We start from the raw sequence: 19,115 nt of genomic DNA on the forward strand, positions 1-19,115 counted from the left end.
TCCGGCGCAACGAACGCAACTTTCGCGCTCCCGCGACGAAAAAGGGCCCCGCCGTCGCCGGCGAGGCCCCGAGTGTTTGGGAAGAAACGAAGGGTAATGAACGCTTAGAAGCGCTGCTGGCGCTCGTACTGGTCCCGGTAATGCTTGATCCGCGTCACGCGCAGGCCCGGCATTCCCGAACGATCGACCGACCGTTGCCAGCTGGTGAATTCCTCGAGGCTCAGCGAATAGCGCTGGCACGCCTCGTCGACGGTCAACAGACCCCCGGCGACCGCCGCCACCACTTCCGCCTTGCGCCGCACGACCCAGCGGGTGGTGCCGACCGGCGGCAGCGACTCGAGCGTCAGCGGCTCGCCCAACGGGCCGATCACCTGTGCGGGACGGATTTTCTGATTCTCAAGCATTCAATTCGCCTCAACGCCGTTAATTCGTGGTCGATGGTCCCTGATTAAACGACGGCCCTTATCAACATCTCAAACCGTCTGGTTTCCCGCCTCTTCATCGTTCCTTACCGGCCGTTAACCATGTTTGCCCGGCAAGCGGCCCGGCGAACGTCCCGCCAAGGCACTCCGCGGCATGTTTCCACCCGCTTCCCCCGGAGAGGAGGCAGGCCATCGCCGAGCGGCGGCCATCGTCGTCGAGGTCCGCCGAAACGACCGTGCGAATCAGCGCCGACAGGTCGACATCGACCTCGTGCGCCGCTTCAAAATCTTTCGTGAACCGTGACAATGCCCGCCCCGCAACGCATGAAAACCAATCCCGGCTCTAGCCGAATAGGGTGAATTTCGAGTAAAGACCTGCCCCGAATGTCCCTCCATTTCGGTCTTGAATCCTGCGCCGGCCGGCGTCCGCGGATCGTCGTCGCCATGTCGGGCGGGGTCGATTCCTCGGTCGTCGCCGCGCTCGCCGCGGGCGGCAGGGCGGAGACGATCGGGGTCACGCTCCAGCTCTACGACCATGGCGAGGCGGTGAAGCGCAGCGGCAGCTGCTGCGCTGGGCAGGACATCTACGACGCCAAGACCGTCTGCGACCGGCTCGGCATCCCGCATTACGTCCTCGACTATGAAAGCCGCTTCCGGTCGAGCGTGATCGACCGGTTCGCCGACGATTATGCCGCGGGCCGCACCCCGGTGCCGTGCAGCCTGTGCAACCAGGGGGTCAAGTTCGTCGACCTGATCGCCTTCGCGCGCGAACTCGGCGCCGACGCGCTGGCGACCGGCCATTACGTCCGCCGCATCGTCGATGGCGACCGGGTCGAGCTGTGGAAGGGCAAGTCGCCCGATCGCGACCAGAGCTATTTCCTCTACGGCACCACCCGCGACCAGCTCGACTACCTTCGCTTCCCGCTCGGCGAGCTGCCCAAGGACGAGGTGCGGCGGCTGGCGGGCGCACACGGCCTCGCGGTCGCCGCCAAGCCCGACAGCCAGGACATTTGCTTCGTCCCCGACGGCGACTATGCCTCGCTCGTCAAGAAACTCCGCCCCGCCACCGCCGCGCCGGGCGAGATCGTCGATCTTCGCGGCCGGGTGCTCGGCGCGCATGAGGGCGTCGTCCACTTCACCGTCGGCCAGCGTCGCGGGCTCGAGATCGGGGGGCAGGCCGAACCGCTCTACGTCGTCCGCATCGAGCCCGAGGCGCGGCGGCTGGTGGTCGGGCCCAAGCGCGCGCTCGCGGTGTCGGGCGCGCGGGTCGAGGGGGTCAACTGGCTGGCAGAGGATCAGCGCCGGGTCGCGGTCAAGGTCCGCAGCCTCGCGCGCCCCGTCAGTGCGTCGTGGGACGGTGAAACGGTGCGCTTCGACGTCGACGAATTTGGCGTCGCGCCGGGCCAGTCGGCGGTATTCTACGACGGCGACCGGCTGCTCGGCGGGGGCACCATCGTCGAGACGGTCGCGGCCGCCGGCGTCGCTGCCTGACCGGACGCACAGCAAGGAGCAGGATCATGGCCGACTTCACCCTCGTCGACGTGTTCGGAAGCGGCGGGCCGAGCGGCAACCCGCTGCCGGTGATCCACGCCGCCGACGCGCTCGATACCGAGACGATGCAGGCGATCACCCGCTGGTTCGGCCTGTCCGAGACGACCTTCCTGTGCGTGCCAACCGACCCCGGCGCCGACTTCCGCGTCCGCATCTTCACGCTCGACCGCGAGCTGCCCTTCGCCGGCCACCCGACGCTCGGCACCTGCCATGCCTGGCTCGAGGCCGGGGGACGCCCGCGCGATCCGGCGACGATCGTCCAGCAGTGCGGTGCCGGGCTGGTCCCGATCCGCCGCGAGGCACAGCTCGCCTTCGCCTCTCCGCCGCTGGTCCGCTCTGGCCCGGTCGCCGAGGCCGAGCTCGACACGCTCGCCGCCTTTCTCGGCATCGCGCGCGCCGACATCGTCGACTCGCGCTGGATCGACAACGGTCCCGGCTGGGTCGGGGTCATGCTCGCCTCGGCCGCGCAGGTGCTCGCGCTCGACCCGCCGCGCCACTGGCCCGATCGGATCGAGGTCGGAGTGGTCGGACCGCACCCCGACGCGCGCGACGGCGCCTACGAGGTGCGCGCCTTTTTCAGCGGCCCCAATCGCGAGATCATCGAGGACCCGGTCACCGGCAGCCTCAACGCCAGCGTCGCCGAATGGATGGTCGACACGGGCCGCTTCGCCCCGCCGTTCGTCGCCTGCCAGGGCACCGCGCTCGGCCGGCGCGGGCGGGTCTCGGTCAGCGGGGAAGCGGGGGCGCTGTGGATTGGCGGGCGGACCGAGACGATCGCGCGCGGGACGACCAGCCTAGCCTAGCGCGTCTCGGTGAGGTCCGACGACAGCATCGTCTCGCGGTCGGTGTGCCCCTCGGGGTCGAGGTGGATGATGATCTCGGTATTGGGAAAGCGCGCCTGCAGCGCCTCCTCGACCCGGTCCATCACCGTGTGCGCATGCTCGACCGTCCATTCGCCCGGGACCCAGGCGTGGAACTGGACGAAGCGGTGGGTGCCGCTGCTGCGGGTGCGCAGGTCGTGGAGCCCTTCGAGCTCGGGATAGTCGGCGGCGGCGGCAAGGAAGGCGGCGCGCTCCTCGTCGGGCCACTCGCGGTCCATCAGCTGGCCGATCGCTTCCTTCGACGCGCCGTAGGCGTTCCACCCGAGCCACAGCGCGATGCCGATCCCGAACAAAGCGTCGGCGCCCTTCAGGTGAAGCATCTGCTCAAGCGCGAGCGCAAGCACCACCGAGCCGTTGAGCAGCAGGTCCGACTGGTAATGGGCGTGGTCGGTCGAAATGGCGACCGATTCGGTCCGCCGCACGACGTAGCGCTGGTAGCTCGTCAGTCCAAAGGTCAGCACGATCGCGATCAGCGACACGACGATCCCGAACTCGGCGTCCTGCGTCTGCTGCCCGCCCGCTAGCCGGTTCGCCGACCGCGCGAAGATCGCCAGCGCCGACAGCGCGATCAGGATGACCTGGACCATCGCCACCAGCGCCTCGGCCTTGCCGTGGCCAAAGCGATGCTCGCGGTCGGCGGGCTGCGCGGCGATCCGCACCCCCGCCAGCGTCACCAGGCTGGCCATCAGGTCGAGCCCCGAGTCGGCGAGGCTACCGAGCATCGCCACCGACCCGGTCTTCGACGCCGCGATAGCCTTCAGCGCGATCAGCACGATCGCCGAGGTCACGCTCGCCACCGCCGCGCGGGTCGCGAGCGAAGAGCGATGATCGTGGCTGATCCCGGTCCCGCTCACGGGTAAAGCAGTCCTTCGTCCCAAGAGCCGTCGTTCTGCGCCAGGAACAGTCGCCGCTCATGGAGGCGATGCGGGCGATCTCGCCAGAACTCGATGGTGAGAGGCTTCACTCTGAATCCGCCCCAATGTTGCGGGCGGGGGACCGGCTTGCCGTCGAACTCACGGGCGGCTTGCTCGACCTTTTGCAGGAAAACGTCGCGCGAAGGCAGGGGCCGCGACTGTTCCGAGGCCCATGCACCCAGCTGCGATTCGCGACCGCGACTCGCGAAATAGGCATCGGCCTCCGCGTCGGAAACCCGTTCGACCGAGCCTTCAATGCGCACTTGTCGTCGGAGCGTTTTCCAATGGAAGAGCAGCGCGGCATTTGGATTCTCCGCCAGCTCGCGACCCTTGTTGCTTTGCTCGTTGGTGTAGAAAACGAAGCCGTCGGGGCCAAAACCCTTCATCAGCACCATACGAACGGACGGATTGCCCACCTCGTCCGCCGTCGCCAGCGCCATCGCGTTGTGATCGTTTGGCTCGGCGCCCTCGGCCTCGGCCAGCCAGGCGCGGAACAGTTGGATCGGATCGTCGGCCATCGTCTCGCCCTAGGGCGCGCGGCGGCGGGCGGCAACCGGGCTTTGGGACCGGGGCTTCGGCCCGGGGCGGTTGCGGCGCGGGGCGCGAGACGCCATCTGGCGCTCGGCCCGGTTCAACGGCTAGGGAAGCGCATGGATCTTTATCAACGGCTGGGAATCAAGCGCGGCGCGAGCGAGGCCGAGGTCAAAAAGGCCTATCGCAGCCTCGCCAAGCAGCTCCACCCCGACCGCAACAAGGACAATCCCAAGGCCGCCGAGCGCTTCAGCCAGGTGACCCAGGCCTATGACATCCTGTCCGACAAGGACAAACGCGGCCAGTACGACCGCGGCGAGATCGACGAGACGGGCCAGCCGAAGTTCGCCGGTTTCGGCGGAGGCTATGGGGGCGGCGGCGGCTTCGGTGGCGCGGGGGCGCGCCCCGGCGGCGGGTTCGGCGGCCAGCCCGGCGCGGGCGGCTTCGAAGGCTTTCCCGGCGGCGCGGAGGGCTTCGACACGATGCACACCGCCGACCTCAACGACCTGTTCGAAGGGCTTTTCAGCGGCGGCGCGGGCGCGCGCGGGCGGAGCGCCGGCGGCTTCGGGCGCCGCGCCCCGCAAAAGGGCGCCGACGTCGCCTACCGGCTGAAGGTGCCGTTCGCCGATGCCGCCGCGGGCAAGCCGCAGCGGGTGACGCTGGCGGGGGGCAAGACGGTCGACCTCAAGCTCCCCAATGGCGTCGAAAGCGGGACGAAGATCCGGCTCGCCGGGCAGGGGCAGGATGGCCCGGCGGGCAAGGGCGATGCGATCGTCACCATCGAGATTGCGCCCCACCGCTTCTTCACCCGCGACGGCAACGACGTCCGGCTGAACCTGCCGATCAGCCTCAAGGAGGCGGTCGCGGGCGCCAAGGTCAAGGTGCCGACCGCCGACGGCGCGGTGATGCTGACGGTGCCCAAAGGCTCGTCGTCGGGCAAGGTGATGCGAATCCCCGGGCGCGGCTTTGCCGACCGGCAGGGCAAGCGCGGCGACCAGCTGGTGACGCTCCAGATCGAGCTTCCGGCGGGCGATCCCGCACTCGAACAGTTCGTCGCCGGGTGGAGCGGCGGGGGGAACCCGCGCGAAGGGCTCGGCGTCTAGGGCGCGGTGAAGGACTATCATCCCCAGTCGCCCGAAGCGCGGCGCAGGCGGCTGGCGGCGCTCCACGCGCGCTTCGGCCCCGACGCGGTCGAACTCGTTCGCCAGCGCGGGACCAACGCCTGGGAAATTGCCAGGCGAGTGCTGACCGGCACCTACGACGACGGCTTCATCCACGCCGGCAACCTCGCCTACATCTCGCTGGTGGCGATGTTCCCGTTCATCATCGTCACCGCCGCGCTGGCCAAGATCATCGGCCGCAGCGAGGATGCGCAGCTGACCGTCATTGCGCTGCTCTCGCGCCTCCCGCCGCAGGTGTCGGCCGCGCTGTCGGGGCCGATTGACGAGATGCTCCAGGCGCGGACCGGGCCGCTGCTGTGGTTCGGCGCGATCGTCGGGCTGTGGACCACCGCCAGCTTCATCGAGACGATCCGCGACATCCTCCGCCGCGCCTATGGCGTGCGCTACTGCTCGCCATTCTGGGAATACCGGCTGCTATCGATCGGGCTTATCGTCGGGCTGGTGGTGCTTCTGCTGTTCGCCTTCGCGGCGACGGTGCTACTGACCTCGGTCCAGCATTACATCACCGCCGCGCTGCCCTTTTCGAGCGGGCTCGGCCACCGGTTGGGGCTTTACCGGCTGGTCCCGGCGATCACGCTCTACATCACCTTCTACGCCATCTTCCTCGCGCTCACCCCGCAGCGTTACCGCACGCTCGAATGCCGCAAGTGGCCCGGCGCGCTGCTGGTCACCGGCTGGTGGCTGGTGACGGTCGAGCTGCTGCCGCTCGCGATCGGGATGTTCGGCGGCTACGCGCTGACCTACGGCAGCCTCGCCGGGGTGATGGTCGCGTTGATCTTTTTCTGGATCATCGGGCTGGGGGTGGTGATGGGGGCCGAACTCAACGCGGCGCTGGCCGACGCGGGGGATACGGCGCTAGAGGGCGAGAATTACAAGGGGCCGTATCGCGGCGAAGTGCCGACGACCGAGGCGGCGCCCGACGAGGTGGTGAAAAAGGAAGGGATCGCCGCATGAGCGGACTGATGACGGGCACGCGCGGGCTGATCATGGGCCTCGCCAACGACAAGTCGCTGGCATGGGGAATCGCGCAGAAGCTCGCCGCCGAGGGGGCCGAGCTCGCCTTTTCGTTCCAGGGCGAGGCGCTCGAGAAGCGAGTCCGCCCGCTCGCCCAGTCGCTCGGCAGCGACTTCTGCTTCGACTGCGACGTGTCCGACCCGGCCAAGCTCGACGCCGCGTTCGAAGCGCTCGGACAGTGGTGGGACGGGCTCGACTTCGTCGTCCACGCGATCGGTTTTTCGGACAAGAACGAGCTTCGCGGCAAGTTCGTCGATACCAGCCTCGACAATTTCCTGATGACGATGAACATCTCGGTGTTCAGCTTCGTCGCGGTGGCGCAGCGCGCGGCGCGGATGATGAAGCCGGGCGGATCGCTGCTGACGCTGTCCTACTACGGCGCGGAAAAGGTCATCCCGCACTACAACGTGATGGGGGTCGCCAAGGCGGCGCTCGAGACCAGCGTCAAATATCTCGCCGCTGACCTCGGTCCCGACGGGATAAGGGTCAACGCGATCAGCGCGGGGCCGATCAAGACGCTCGCCGCCTCGGGAATCGGCGACTTCCGCTACATCATGAAGTGGAACGAATATAATGCGCCGCTTCGCCGCAACGTGACGATCGAGGACGTCGGCGGGGCCGGGCTCTATCTGCTCAGCGGCTTGGCGAGCGGGGTGACGGGCGAGATCCACCACGTCGATTCGGGCTACAACGTGGTCGGCATGAAGGCCGAGGACGCGCCCGACATGACGGTCGCCTGAGGAGGCTCAGCGGCTCGGGGTCAATCCGATCTTGCGCTGCATCTGGCGGATTTCGGGATTTGCCATGAACGAGCGCCAAACGAGGCCGGTCCGACCGTTTTCGATCATCACCGTTTGCGGCGCCTGGTTGAGGCCCATGGTGATGCCCGACACCCAGTCCTGTTGCTGGTTGAAGGCGTCGGGGAAACCATAGATCCCCCACAGCCGGTCGCCGAGGTCGCGATACCAGTGGCGGATCGCCGCCAGCGACGCGTCGGGAGTATAGGCATAGCTCGCCACTGCGCCGGTCGGCGCGATGGTGCCGTCGTCTTCTAGGAACGGCTTATATTCGTGATAGGTCTCGTCGGGCCCGTCGACCGCGGTCAGGCCCCAGCTGTTCGCGCCGTAGCCATTATATTTGCCGGGATTGGCGATCGAATAAGCCTGGCTGATCTGCGCCAGCGCGCGGTTGCTTTCGAAATAATCGCCATATCGGTCACGGACCCCGCGCGGGTCGTAGCCCATGTAGGAATAGTGGGTGAAGAACAGCGGCCCGGTGCTGCCCGGCGAGGTGGCGGTCGGGGGGTAATAGCTTTGGTTGGTGGTGATCCCGAAGTAGGTGCGCGGTACGCCGTACGGCTCGCTTCCCCCGGCGCGGGTGTAGCCGCTGTAGTAGATCGACGCCGGCATCGGGTGGGTCGGCGAGGCGATCGCCAGCAGGTAGGTGATCATCACCTCGTTCCAGCCCTCGAGCCGGAAATGGATCGCCCAGCCGTAATCGGGCGACCAGTGCCAGTAGAGCGCGTCGCGCTTCGGCGTCGCGCGGAACCAGTCCCAGTCGACCCCCTGCCACAGCCGCGTGATCCGCGCGCGAAGCTCGCGCTCGGCGGGGGTGTCGCGCGTATAGTAGCCCCGCGCGGCGAGCAGCCCCTGGATCATGAACGAGGTTTCGACGAGGTCGGCCCCGTCGTCGTAGATCTGGAAATGCGGGATGACGTGCCCGGTCTTGCCCGAGATGAAATGGCCCCACGCCCCGTGGAAGCGGTCGGCGCGTTCGAGGAAACGGGTGATCTTGAGCATTCGCTCGACTGCCGCCTCGCGCGGGACGAAACCGCGATCGGCGGCGACGATGGTCGCCATCACGCCGAAGCCGCTGGCGCCGAGCGCGATCATGTCGTCGTTGCCGGGCTGGCTTTCGAGCGTCATTCCCGAATTCGGCTCGGCCGCGTCCCAGTAATAATGGAAGCTCGCGTCCTGGACCATCGTCAGCAGCTCGTCGTCGCTCATCGCCCGCGTCGCGGCGCCGGCCTCCGCCGAGGCGGGCGATTCGGCGAGCGCCGAGGTGCGCGCCGAGATTCGGTAGCGTGCGTGCGCGCCGACCCTGCCGATCCAGTCGACGTAGCGGGTGACGCCCGCGCGCTGCACGCCGACCGGGCGCCACGGCCCGCCGTCGAGCGAGCGGTAGATGACATATTGGGCGAGGTCGGGGTCGTCGACCGGCCGCCAGCTCAGCAGCGCGTGTCGCTCGTAACCGGTGACGACGAGGCCGCTGGGGGCGGGCGGGGCGGCGGCCGGCCCGGGATCGGGCTGGATGCGGATATCGTCGAGCACCAGCGTGTGCGGCCGGCCGTCGCTCGCCGCGCCTTGCGAGAAAACCAGCTTGCTGACCCGCGACGGGTCGAATCCGTCGATGTTGGTGCCCTTGAACCGCGTTAGCGGCACCGCGAGGCGGACCCACCGGCGGGCCGGGATGTCGCCGCTGAACTGCGACAGGGGAAGGGGCGCGGTCGGGTTGTTCGACCAGTCCTTGGTGAGCGAATCGACCAGCGCCAGTTGCGGCAGGTCGCGCGCGGCGATCGATTCGTCGCTCCATGCCCAGACGTAGAGCGTCGTCCCGGCCCAACGGGTCGGTCGATTGCGCCAGCGATAGCTGCGGATCTCCGCCGACCAGTTCCCGCCCTGGCTCGAGGTCCAGGCGAGCTTCAGCGCATTGGGTCCGCTGATGAACTGCGTCGCGGTGACCGGCAGCTTGCCGTCGACCAGCTCGAGCCGGCTTGCGCCCGAGGCCTGTCCGCTGCTGTAGAAATAGGCGTCGGGAACGAGGCTGGTGTCGAAGAAGACTTCGTCCGAATAATGCTGGTCGGCCCAGGCCGGGGGACCGGCAAGAACGATTGAAAGGGCGGCAAGGACGAAACCTCTGGTCATCGGCGGCAATCCCTTCCTCCCGTGGTCGGACGACAGGGTGACGCAAAAGGCGGCCGGTCGCAAACGCCCTCACGTGACGGAGCGACGACCTCGAGCTTTTCGCGGAGGGGTGGAAAGCGCGCCCCGCGCGGTTATGGCGGGGCGATGAGCTTTCGCCTGATCGCCCTGTGCTGCCTGATGGCCGCCGCGCCCGCCCGCGCCGAGGCGCCGCACGGGACGACGATCGCGAGGCAGCCGTTTTCGCCCGCGGGATCGGTCACGGTCGTCAACTTCTGGGCGAGCTGGTGCGCGCCGTGCCGGGCGGAAATGCCGGTGCTGGACGCCACTTACCGCCGCCACGCGGCGCAGGGGCTGAAGATGGTCGCCATCTCGATCGAGCAGGGCGCGTCGGTGGGGCGGCTGGCGAAGGCGACCGCGGGCTATGCCTTTCCGGTCGCGAGGGTCGCCGACATGAAAATCGCGCGGCGCGACATCCCGACCGTGTTGCCAGTGACCCGCGTCTACGACCGGGCGGGGCGACTGGTGTTCGAAACGCGGGGGGACGGGCGCACGCCGATCGACGCCGCCACGCTCGAGCGCGTGGTGTCCCCCCTGCTTCGCGACCGTTAAAGGTGCATCAGCAGCCCGACCGAGGCCTTGGCGCGGGGGGTCAGCTGGTAGCCGTTGACCCGGTTGTAGAGCGGCAGCTCGACATTGCCGAAGCCGACCAGCCGGTCGCTGAGCTTTGCCGACAGGCCGGGGGCGAGGTTGACCTGGGTCCCGCCGCTGTTGGGCCGGTCGCTGTCGATCCCGCTGTCGCGCCAGCTGTGGCGGACGCTTAGCTGGAGCTGCGGGGTCACCCCGTTCCAGCCGGTCCAGTTGAGCGCCGCCGAGGCCTGGACGAAGCCGCCCGGGCGATAGCCGGCGCGTTGGTCGAGCGCCCACTGTCCGCCGGCCTGGAGAAAGTAGCCGACCGACCTGGCGACCGCGCCGAGGCGGTAGACGCCGGCGACCGCCTGCACCGTTCCGGTCCCCGGCTGGAGCCCGCGATCGACCCGCTCGCCCGCCTCGGGCCCGCCGTCGAAGGCCTGGCGGAAGCCGCCGGTGGGAAGGACCAGCCCGGCCTCGATCCCGGTGACGCTGCCCGGGGTCGACAGCCCCTGCCACCGCCCGACCACGCGAAGGTCGCCGATCCCGCGCGTGTCGCTGTGCGAGAGCGCGACCGTATCCTCGGCATAGGTCGCGTGCGGCCGGGTCAGGATCGGCAGCTGAACGTCGATCCCGAAATCGTTGGCGAACTGGTGGTCGAGCGTGACGGTCAGGCTGTGGTTGTAAGTATAGCGCTCGATCTCGCGGTCGGCCGGGAGCGCGATCTGCGAACGGTCGAGGATGGTGGTGCCCGACTGGAGCCGGGTCTGCGGGATATAGTCGTAGCGCAGGCCGAGCGTCGTGCCCGGCTGCGCGGCGAGGCCCTGGCTAAGCCAGTCGGCGGTCAGCGTGCAGCCGCAGCTCGCGCAGGCGGCGGCGGGGGTCGAGCCGAGGAGGGTCGGCAGGAAGATCGACGCCGCGAGCGCGCGGCGAAGCAGGTGGTGAGTCATTGGAAAATGCCCTGTTGGCCGCCCGCGAGGCATGGCGGCGCGAGAAAGAAATTTGGGTCGGTCAGGCCGCGGTGGGCGGACCGCGGACGGGCGGGCGGGCATAGCCGGTGTAGGGCGACAGCAGCGCGGGGGTCCGGTCGGCCGCGTTGAGGGGGACGCGCCAGCCGGGCTGGCCGAGCGGGGGCGGCTGGGCGAGGTCCGCGGCGGCGTGGCCGCCGATCGCGAACGGGCAATGGCCGGGCTTGGCCCCCTTCGCGCCGTGGACGTGCCCGTGGTGGGAATCGAGCGCGGGCAGGGTCGGGCCGTCGTCGGGGCAGGCGACGATCGCGAAGCCGCTCGCGCCCGCGCTCGGCATGAACCCGACCGGGACCAGCAGCCGCGCGGCGAGCAGCAGCGCGAGGAGCACGGCCCCCAGCCGGTGGCGACGGGACGGATGCGGCGCGCGGGTCACGGGCGCAGGTTAGCCGATTCGCGGCGGCAAGTCAGGATCGACCGGTGCGCGCCGACCCGCTCAGCCCGCGAACGGGTCGCGGACGAGGATGGTGTCCTCGCGCTCGGGGCTGGTGCTGACCAGCGCGACCGGGCAGCGGATCAGCACTTCGATCCGGCGGACATATTTGATCGCCTGCGCGGGCAGGTCGACCCAGCTTCGCGCGCCCGCGGTGGTCTCGCTCCAGCCGGGCATTTCCTCGTAGACCGGTTCGGCCGCCGCCTGGTCGGCGGGGTGCGGCGGGAGGTGGTCGTAGTGCGAGTCGCCGAGCCTGTAGCCGGTGCAGATCTTGACCGTGTCGAGCCCGTCGAGGACGTCGATCTTGGTCAGCGCGATGCCGGTGATGCCGCTGACCGCCGCCGACTGGCGGACCAGCACCGCGTCGAACCAGCCGCAGCGGCGCTGGCGCCCGGTGACGGTGCCAAATTCGTGACCGCGTTCACCCAGGCGCTGGCCGACCTCGTCGTCGAGCTCGGTCGGGAAGGGGCCGCTGCCGACGCGGGTGGTGTAGGCCTTGACGATGCCGAGCACGAAGCCTGCCGCGCCGGGGCCCATGCCGCTGCCGCTGCCGGTGGTGCCGGCGACGGTGTTCGACGAGGTCACGAACGGATAGGTGCCGTGGTCGACGTCGAGCAGCACGCCCTGCGCGCCTTCGAACAGGATGCGCCTGCCCGCGCGGCGCGCCTCGTCGAGGTCGCGCCACACCGGGCGGGCGAAGGGGAGGACGAAGTCGGCGATCGTGGCGAGGTCGGCCTTCAGCCGCGCGCGGTCGACCGGGGGCTCGCCGAAGCCGGCGCGAAGCGCGTCGTGGTGCGCGCACAGCCGGTCGAGTTGCGGGTCGATCTGGTCGAGGTGGGCGAGGTCGCACACGCGGATCGCGCGGCGTCCGACCTTGTCTTCATAGGCCGGGCCGATGCCGCGGCGGGTGGTGCCGATCTTGCCTGCGCCCGAAGCATCCTCGCGAAGACCGTCGAGGTCGCGGTGGATCGGCAGGATCAGCGGGCAGGTCTCGGCGATCATCAGCACGTCGGGCGTGATGGTGACGCCCTGGCCGCGCAGCTTCTCGACCTCCGCCTGGAGCGCCCACGGGTCGAGCACGACGCCGTTGCCGATCACCGAGGGAGTGCCGGTGACGATCCCGCTGGGGAGGAGCGAGAGCTTGTACACCTTGTCGCCGACGACGAGCGTGTGGCCGGCGTTGTGCCCGCCCTGGAAGCGGACGACGACGTCGGCCTGGGAAGCGAGCCAGTCGACGATCTTGCCCTTGCCCTCGTCGCCCCACTGGGCGCCGATCACGGTGACGTTTGCCAAAGTAAGATTCCTTTCCGCGCGCCCCTAGCGGCTGGGGGGGCGGAAGGCTAGCGGCGCTTCGATTTCGCGGGGTGGGCCTTGCGGGCGTCGGCGATCAGCGCGGTGAGGCCGGTGGCGGACAGCGCGCCATCGGCCTGTCGGTTGCCGACGATGAAGGCGGGGGTGCCGGAAAAGCCGGTCGCCTCGCTGAGCGTCTCGTTCCACTTGATCTGTGCGTCGATCGCCTTCGACCGGGCGGCGAGGTCGCGGGTGAGGCGCGGCCAGTCGATCCCGGCGACCGACGCGGCATGGCGGATCGCGGCGTCGGTCAGCGGCAGCTTTTCGGCCATCAGCGCGCGGTGAAACGCCTCGTGCCGGCCCTGAAACTGGCTGGCGATGGCGAGGCGCGCGGCGGCTAGCGAGCGCGGGCCGAAGATCGGGGTGTCGCGGTAGATGACGCGAAGCTTGTGGTCGCGGTCGAACGCGTTGCCGACCTCGGGGGTGAGCTTGCGGCAGGCGGGGCACTGGTAGTCGAAGAAATAGACGATGGTGACGTCGGCGCCCTTGTCGGCGCGGGTCGGGGCGAGGCGCGGGACGAAATAGTCGGCCCTGGTCGGGGCGGGATCGACCCCGGCGAACTCGTCCTGCGTGACGGCAGGCGCGGCGATAAGAAGCAAGGCGAACAGGGCGCGGCGAAGGGTCATGCGGTTTTCATCGTTCCATGGCAGGCAGGACGGGACAAGCCGATGGAGGGCTAAACATGAACCGGGTCGGAATCGCGGGGATCTGGGCGGGGCTGGCGGCGAGCATCGCGGTCACCGGGGCGGCGGTGGCGCAACGGCAGCGGCTTCCCGCCGAATGCCGACAACAGCTGGTCGAGAGGTGCCGCGGCGCGGGGCTGGGCGGGGTTCGCCAGTGCCTCGCCACCGCGCTGCCGACGCTGAGCGACGACTGCCGCAAGGCGATCGGCGCGCGCGAAGGCACCCCGGCGGCGGGGATGCGGACGCTGAGCTACGGGCGCGATCCGAAGCAGGCGCTCGACCTTGCCGTGCCCGCCGGTGGCCATGCGCCGGTGCTGCTGTTCGTCCACGGTGGCGGCTGGTCGATCGGCGACAAGGCGGCGAACGAGGCGGGGCGGGTCGCGCATTTCGGCAAGGCCGGCTGGGCCTATGCGAGCGTCAACTACCGCCTTGTCCCGCAGGCGAGCGTAGAGCAGCAGGCGGCGGACGTGGCGAGCGCGGTGGCCTATCTGCGCGCCAACGCGGCGCGGTTGGGGATCGACGCCAACCGGATCGTGCTGATGGGGCATAGCGCGGGGGCGCACCTCGTCGCGCTGGTCGGGACCGACGAGCGCTATTTCCGCGCGGTCGGGGTGCCGGTGAGCGCGATCCGCGGGGCGGTGCTGCTCGACGGGGCGGGGTACGACATCGCCGGGCAGATGGCGCGGCCGGACAACCCGGTCGCGGCGATGTACGACGCCGCCTTCGGGCGCGATCCGAAGCGGCAGGCGGCGCTGTCGCCGACGCGCTGGACCGCCGCGCCCAACGTCGGCGCGTGGCTGATCCTGCCGATCGCGCGGCGGGCCGATTCCCTGGCGCAGTCGCAGGCGCTGGCGGCGGGACTGTCGAAAGCGGGCGCGCGGGCGCGGGTCGAATCGATTCCCGACAAGAGCCATGGCGGGCTCAACAAGGCGATCGGCGAGGAGGGCGATTACGCCACCGGGCTGGTCGACGCGTTCCTTGCCGGCGTGAATTAGTTCGGGGCTGCAACGAAAATCGGGCGGGGCGGTTGAGGGGGGATGGCCGAGCCCGAGTCCCGCCCCGCGATCATCGCCGCGCTGCTCGGCAATCTCGCGATCGCGGCGACCAAGGGGGCGGCCTTCCTGTTCACCGGCAGCTCGGCGATGCTGAGCGAGGCGATCCATTCGGTGGTCGACACGGGCAACGAGGTGCTGCTGCTCTACGGGCAGAAGCGCGCCGCGCTGCCGGCGGACGAGGAGCATCCGCTCGGCCATGGGCGCGAGCTATATTTCTGGAGCTTCGTCGTCGCGCTGCTGATCTTCGCGGTCGGGGCGTGCGCGTCGATCTACGAGGGAGTGGCGCGGATCCGCGCGCCCGAGCCGATCGCCAAGCCGTGGATCGCCTATGTCGTGCTCGGCTTTTCGCTGCTGTTCGAGGGGATGTCGTGGCGCTTCGCGTGGAAGGTCTTCGCCAGGACGCGGCGCGGGCGCGGCATCTGGCGGACGGTCAACGAGAGCAAGGACCCGACCAGCTTCATGGTGCTGTTCGAGGATTCGGCGGCGCTGATCGGGATCGTCATCGCGCTTGCCGGGACGTTCCTCGCCGACCGGCTGGATCAGCCGTGGCTCGACGGGCTGTCGTCGGTGCTGATCGGGCTGCTGCTGGCGGCGGTGGCGGCGATCCTTGGGCGCGAGACCAAGGACCTGCTGATCGGCGAGCGTGCGAGCCCGAAGCTGGCGGCGACCATCCGCGCGTGCATCGAGCAGGAGCCGAGCGTCGAGCAGGTGACGCAGATCCTGACCTCTCAGCTGGCGCCCGAGCAGGTGGTGGCGACGGTCGGCGTGCGCTTCACCGAGGGGCTGGAAGTGCGCGAGGTCGAGGCGCTGATCGAGCGGATCGAGACGCGGATGCACGGCGAGTTTCCCGACCTGTTCGGCATCTTCGTCCGGCCGCAGCGCGAGGCACGGGAGGGGCCGGGGCCGAGGTTCGATCCGTGAGGGGCGTGTGGCCGACGCTTGAAGAAGATAAATTCAATCTATCCCGGTCGGCCATCCATCTCAGGATCGAAGTGAACCTGCCGCCCTTACCGAATGGTTCATCCTTCGACGCCGGAAGGAGAATATTGGGCGGAGTTCTTGGCTGCGTGTTTGGGCGCTTTAACGGCGCCAACCACGATCAGCGATGCGACGATGGCAAAGGCAGAAAGGCCCCAGATTTTTCGTCGGCGCCGTGAAACCTTGCGATACTCGGCCAAATATTGTCGTTCGCGTTGACCCCCGATCCAGTGCCTGATGAGCAGCCAGCAAGGAAATAGGACGATCGCTGAAGTCAGACGGCTGTTCGCAGAGATCGCCGCCGCCACCGGTCCTCGCGTGGGCAACAAGACAATTATCGGCACAGCAACGATGAGCGCGACCAATGCTTGCGCGGCAAGTCTCCGCACGAACGGATCTTCCTGGTTCCCCTTGGCTTCACGGACCGTGAAATACGGTATCAGGAGCAGCCAGCGTAGCGACGTCCAGTTGCGCATCGCGCGGTGGTTATCGGCGTGGGAATAGCCTCCGCAATGAAATTCTGGCCGACGCTAGAACTTCAGCGCGACCACCTTTCGTACGCCGTCGAGCGCGCACAGCTTCTGGACCACCTGCGCGTCGATCGTGCCGTCGACCGCGAGCAGCGCGGCGGCGTCGTCGCGGGCGGCGCGGCGGCCAAGGTTGAAGGTGGCGATGTTGATGCCCGCCTCCCCGAGCGCGGTGCCGAGCTTGCCGATGAAGCCCGGCGTGTCGGTGTTGACGATATACAGCATCGCGCCCTCGAGCGCGGCCTCGATCTCGATCCCGAACAGCTCGACCAGCCGCGGCTCGGCGTTGCCGAACAGCGTCCCCGCGACCCGGCGCTTGCCCTTTGCGGTGGTCGCCTCGACCGCCACCAGCGTCTGGTAGGCGCCCTCGCGGTCGTGGCGGGTCTCGCGCAGGTCGAGCCCGCGCTCCTTTGCCAGCACCGGCGCGTTGACCATGTTGACCGTGTCCGAATAGGTGCCCATCAGCCCGGCGAGCACGGCAGCGGTGATCGGCTTCATGTTGAGCTGCGCGGCGGCGCCCTCGACCTCGATCGCGACCGATTTGATGTCGTCGCCGAGCACCTGGCCAACGAGCTTCCCGAGCTTTTCCGCGAGCGCCATGTAGGGCTTGAGCCGCGGGGCCTCCTCGGCGCTGAGGCTGGGCATGTTAATCGCGTTGGTGACGCCGCCGAGCAGGAGGAAATCGCTCATCTGTTCGGCGACCTGGATCGCGACGTTGACCTGCGCCTCGCTGGTCGACGCGCCGAGGTGCGGGGTCGAGACGAAGCCCGGGGTACCGAACAGCGGGCTTTCCTTCGCGGGTTCGGTGGCGAACACGTCGAGCGCGGCACCGGCGACATGGCCGCTGTCGAGCGCTTCCTTCAGCGCGGCCTCGTCGACCAGCCCGCCGCGCGCGCAGTTGACGATGCGGACGCCCTTCTTGGTCTTGGCAATGTTTTCGCGGCTCAAAATATTGCGAGTCTGGTCGGTGAGCGGGACGTGGAGGGTAATGAAGTCGGCGCGGCGAAGGAGGTCGTCGAGCTCGACCTTTTCGACCCCGAGGTCGACCGCGCGTTCGGGGGTGAGGAAGGGATCGTAGGCGACGACCTTCATCTTCAGCCCCAGCGCGCGCGAGGCGACGATGCTGCCGATGTTGCCCGCGCCGATCAGCCCGAGCGTCTTGCCGGTAACCTCGACCCCCATGAAGCGATTCTTTTCCCACTTGCCGGCCTGGGTGCTGGCGTCGGCCTCGGGAAGCTGGCGGGCGAGCGCGAACATCAGCGCGATGGCATGTTCGGCGGTGGTGATCGAGTTGCCGAACGGGGTGTTCATGACGACCACGCCGCTGGCGGTGGCGGCGGGAATGTCGACATTGTCGACGCCGATCCCGGCGCGGCCGACGACCTTCAGGTTGGTCGCGGCGCCGAGGATCGCCTTCGTCACCTTGGTCGAGCTGCGGATCGCCAGCCCGTCATAGTCGCCGACCCGCGCGGCGAGCTGTTCGGGGGTTTCGCCGGTGATCTCGTCGACGTGGATCCCGCGTTCGCGGAAGATGGCGGCGGCGCGGGGGTCCATCTTGTCGGAAATGAGGACCTTGGGGATGGTGGTCATGGGGGACTATCCTTGTTCGGGTCGCCGGTCTTGGTGCGGCGGTGAAAACGGGGGCGCGCCGGCGTTGGCCGGCGTGGGAGGGGGTCAGACCGAGAGCTGCGCCCTGGCCCAGTCGAGCCACGGGCCGAGCGCCTCGATATCGGCGGTGTCGACCGTCGCGCCGCACCAGATGCGGAGCCCCGGCGGGGCGTCGCGATAGGCGCCGATGTCATAGGCGGCACCCTCGGCCTCGAGCAGCTTGGCGAGCGCCTTCGGGTCGACCCCGTCGACGGTCAGGCAGACGCTGGTGGTCGAGCGGATCGCCGGATCGGCGGCGAGATGGCCGAGCCAGTCGCGGCCTTCAACGATCGCGTCGAGCGCCGCGGCGTTGGCGTCGGAGCGGGCGATGAGGCCGTCGAGGCCGCCGACCGACTTGCCCCATTCGAGCGCGACAATCGCGTCCTCGACCGCGAGCATCGAGGGGGTGTTGATCGTCTCGCCCTTGAACACGCCCTCGGCCAAGGCTCCCTTGCTGACGAGGCGGAAGACCTTGGGGAGCGGGCGATCGGGCGTATACGTTTCCAGCCGCTCGACCGCGCGGGGGCCGAGGATGAGGACGCCGTGCGCGCCTTCGCCGCCGAGCACTTTCTGCCAGCTGAAGGTGGCGACGTCGATCTTGTCCCACGGGATGTCGTAGGCGAACACCGCGCTGGTCGCGTCGGCGAAGCTCAGCCCTTCGCGGTCGTCGGGAATCCAGTCGCCGTTCGGGACGCGAACGCCGCTGGTGGTACCGTTCCAGGTGAACAGCACGTCGGTCGACCAGTCGACGGCGCCCAGGTCGGGGACCTGGCCGTAATCGGCGCGAAGCACGGTGGGGTCGAGCTTCAGTTGCTTGACGGCGTCGGTGACCCAGCCCTCGCCGAAGCTTTCCCACGCCAGCGTGGTGACGCCGCGTTGCCCCAGCATCGTCCACATCGCCATTTCGAACGCGCCGGTGTCCGAGCCGGGGACGATGCCGATGCGGTGGGTGTCGGGCAGGCCGAGCAGCTCGCGCATCAGGTCGATGCAATATTGAAGGCGCTGCTTGCCGAGCGCCGAGCGGTGCGAGCGGCCGAGGCTGTCGGTGGCGAGCTTGTCGGGGCTCCAGCCCGGCGGCTTGGCGCAGGGACCGGACGAGAAAAACGGACGCGCCGGAAGCGGCGGCTTGGTATCAGTCATGTAACTCTCCTCACAGAGAGCACGCGCCGCGTTGGGACGGCGTGGCCCGGCGCCGCTGATAAAGGCAAAATGCTGCAATGCAAGAGCGGACCCGTGAAGGGCGCGCGGGGTGCGACCAGTTGATTCGAATGGGGCGGAAAGCGAGGCGCGCCGTTAAATTCGGAGAAAATCATTGATCTGAATCAAGGTCTTCGCACCGTTCATCGCGGTGAAGGGACCGTTCATCCCCCGA

20 protein-coding genes are annotated in these 19,115 nt (G+C 68.9%); 8 read left to right on the plus strand and 12 right to left on the minus strand.

Features of this window, described 5'->3' with window-relative positions; genetic code table 11:
* Nucleotides 1–104: 104 nt before the first annotated feature.
* Together sciP and ABDK56_RS08070 are read right to left on the minus strand one after the other, a co-directional pair.
* A complete protein-coding gene (gene sciP / locus ABDK56_RS08065; protein WP_349807719.1) occupies nt 105–404 on the minus strand; it encodes a CtrA inhibitor SciP in 300 nt (99 codons plus the stop codon).
* Nucleotides 405–498: 94 nt separating this feature from the next.
* The gene (locus ABDK56_RS08070; protein WP_349807721.1) at nt 499–729 is read right to left on the minus strand and encodes a hypothetical protein; all 231 of its coding nucleotides are present in this window, start codon (nt 727–729) and stop codon (nt 499–501) included.
* Between the two features lie 77 nt (nt 730–806).
* Here ABDK56_RS08070 and mnmA point away from each other — a divergent pair, with 77 nt between their 5' ends.
* Together mnmA and ABDK56_RS08080 are read left to right on the plus strand one after the other, a co-directional pair.
* Nucleotides 807–1,913 carry a tRNA 2-thiouridine(34) synthase MnmA gene (mnmA, locus tag ABDK56_RS08075; RefSeq protein ID WP_349807722.1) on the plus strand — a complete coding sequence of 369 codons (1,107 nt, stop codon included), beginning with the start codon at nt 807–809 and terminating at the stop codon, nt 1,911–1,913.
* A gap of 26 nt (nt 1,914–1,939) precedes the next feature.
* On the plus strand, nt 1,940–2,776 hold the full coding sequence (locus tag ABDK56_RS08080) for a PhzF family phenazine biosynthesis protein (RefSeq protein WP_349807724.1): 837 nt from the start codon (nt 1,940–1,942) through the stop codon (nt 2,774–2,776).
* On the opposite strand, the gene ABDK56_RS08085 is transcribed toward ABDK56_RS08080, so the two are convergent.
* Nucleotides 2,773–3,708: a cation diffusion facilitator family transporter gene (locus tag ABDK56_RS08085; protein ID WP_349807725.1), complete on the minus strand. Its 936-nt coding sequence runs from the start codon at nt 3,706–3,708 to the stop codon at nt 2,773–2,775. The genes ABDK56_RS08080 and ABDK56_RS08085 overlap by 4 nt on opposite strands.
* Entirely contained in the window at nt 3,705–4,286 is a 582-nt protein-coding gene (gene pdxH, locus ABDK56_RS08090; protein WP_349807726.1) for a pyridoxamine 5'-phosphate oxidase, read from the minus strand. Before pdxH ends, ABDK56_RS08085 begins: the two co-directional genes overlap by 4 nt.
* A 132-nt stretch (nt 4,287–4,418) precedes the next feature.
* On the opposite strand from pdxH, the gene ABDK56_RS08095 reads away from it, so the two are divergent.
* From ABDK56_RS08095 to fabI, 3 genes are read left to right on the plus strand one after another with little or no spacing between them, the layout of a single operon-like run.
* Entirely contained in the window at nt 4,419–5,402 is a 984-nt protein-coding gene (locus ABDK56_RS08095) for a DnaJ C-terminal domain-containing protein (protein ID WP_349807727.1), read from the plus strand.
* A gap of 6 nt (nt 5,403–5,408) precedes the next feature.
* Entirely contained in the window at nt 5,409–6,434 is a 1,026-nt protein-coding gene (locus tag ABDK56_RS08100) for a YihY/virulence factor BrkB family protein (protein WP_349807728.1), read from the plus strand.
* Nucleotides 6,431–7,234 (plus strand): enoyl-ACP reductase FabI, encoded by an 804-nt coding sequence (gene fabI / locus ABDK56_RS08105; protein ID WP_349807729.1) that lies wholly within the window; start codon nt 6,431–6,433, stop codon nt 7,232–7,234. The genes ABDK56_RS08100 and fabI overlap by 4 nt, the downstream gene beginning before the upstream one ends.
* Before the next feature lie 6 nt (nt 7,235–7,240).
* On the opposite strand, the gene ABDK56_RS08110 is transcribed toward fabI, so the two are convergent.
* Nucleotides 7,241–9,418 carry a glucoamylase family protein gene (locus tag ABDK56_RS08110; RefSeq protein WP_349807731.1) on the minus strand — a complete coding sequence of 726 codons (2,178 nt, stop codon included), beginning with the start codon at nt 9,416–9,418 and terminating at the stop codon, nt 7,241–7,243.
* 144 nt (nt 9,419–9,562) lie between these two features.
* Here ABDK56_RS08110 and ABDK56_RS08115 point away from each other — a divergent pair, with 144 nt between their 5' ends.
* Nucleotides 9,563–10,027: a TlpA family protein disulfide reductase gene (locus ABDK56_RS08115; protein WP_349807732.1), complete on the plus strand. Its 465-nt coding sequence runs from the start codon at nt 9,563–9,565 to the stop codon at nt 10,025–10,027.
* Here ABDK56_RS08115 and ABDK56_RS08120 read toward each other — a convergent pair.
* The 4 genes from ABDK56_RS08120 to ABDK56_RS08135 form a co-directional block, all read right to left on the minus strand.
* A complete protein-coding gene (locus ABDK56_RS08120; RefSeq protein WP_349807733.1) occupies nt 10,024–10,995 on the minus strand; it encodes a hypothetical protein in 972 nt (323 codons plus the stop codon). The two genes, ABDK56_RS08115 and ABDK56_RS08120, sit on opposite strands and share 4 nt — an antisense overlap.
* Before the next feature lie 61 nt (nt 10,996–11,056).
* Complete coding sequence (locus tag ABDK56_RS08125; protein WP_349807734.1) at nt 11,057–11,446, minus strand: DUF2946 family protein; 390 nt, start codon at nt 11,444–11,446, stop codon at nt 11,057–11,059.
* A gap of 60 nt (nt 11,447–11,506) precedes the next feature.
* Nucleotides 11,507–12,796, minus strand: coding sequence for an adenylosuccinate synthase (locus tag ABDK56_RS08130; protein WP_349807736.1), 1,290 nt, complete (start codon nt 12,794–12,796; stop codon nt 11,507–11,509).
* Nucleotides 12,797–12,843: 47 nt separating this feature from the next.
* Nucleotides 12,844–13,479 carry a DsbA family protein gene (locus tag ABDK56_RS08135; RefSeq protein WP_349807737.1) on the minus strand — a complete coding sequence of 212 codons (636 nt, stop codon included), beginning with the start codon at nt 13,477–13,479 and terminating at the stop codon, nt 12,844–12,846.
* Between the two features lie 56 nt (nt 13,480–13,535).
* On the opposite strand from ABDK56_RS08135, the gene ABDK56_RS08140 reads away from it, so the two are divergent.
* Both ABDK56_RS08140 and ABDK56_RS08145 read left to right on the plus strand, forming a co-directional pair.
* Nucleotides 13,536–14,531: an alpha/beta fold hydrolase gene (locus ABDK56_RS08140; RefSeq protein ID WP_349807738.1), complete on the plus strand. Its 996-nt coding sequence runs from the start codon at nt 13,536–13,538 to the stop codon at nt 14,529–14,531.
* A gap of 42 nt (nt 14,532–14,573) precedes the next feature.
* Complete coding sequence (locus tag ABDK56_RS08145; protein WP_349807739.1) at nt 14,574–15,512, plus strand: cation diffusion facilitator family transporter; 939 nt, start codon at nt 14,574–14,576, stop codon at nt 15,510–15,512.
* Nucleotides 15,513–15,610: 98 nt separating this feature from the next.
* Here the strand turns inward: ABDK56_RS08145 and ABDK56_RS08150 are convergent, their stop codons facing one another.
* The 3 genes from ABDK56_RS08150 to ABDK56_RS08160 form a co-directional block, all read right to left on the minus strand.
* A complete protein-coding gene (locus ABDK56_RS08150) occupies nt 15,611–16,045 on the minus strand; it encodes a hypothetical protein (protein ID WP_349807741.1) in 435 nt (144 codons plus the stop codon).
* 54 nt (nt 16,046–16,099) lie between these two features.
* On the minus strand, nt 16,100–17,677 hold the full coding sequence (gene serA / locus ABDK56_RS08155) for a phosphoglycerate dehydrogenase (protein ID WP_349807810.1): 1,578 nt from the start codon (nt 17,675–17,677) through the stop codon (nt 16,100–16,102).
* 93 nt (nt 17,678–17,770) lie between these two features.
* Nucleotides 17,771–18,883 carry a phosphoserine transaminase gene (locus ABDK56_RS08160; protein ID WP_349807742.1) on the minus strand — a complete coding sequence of 371 codons (1,113 nt, stop codon included), beginning with the start codon at nt 18,881–18,883 and terminating at the stop codon, nt 17,771–17,773.
* Nucleotides 18,884–19,115 lie beyond the last annotated feature (232 nt).

Origin of the sequence: Sphingomonas sp. ASV193 (assembly GCF_040203355.1) — a bacterium.
GTDB lineage: Bacteria > Pseudomonadota > Alphaproteobacteria > Sphingomonadales > Sphingomonadaceae > Sphingomicrobium.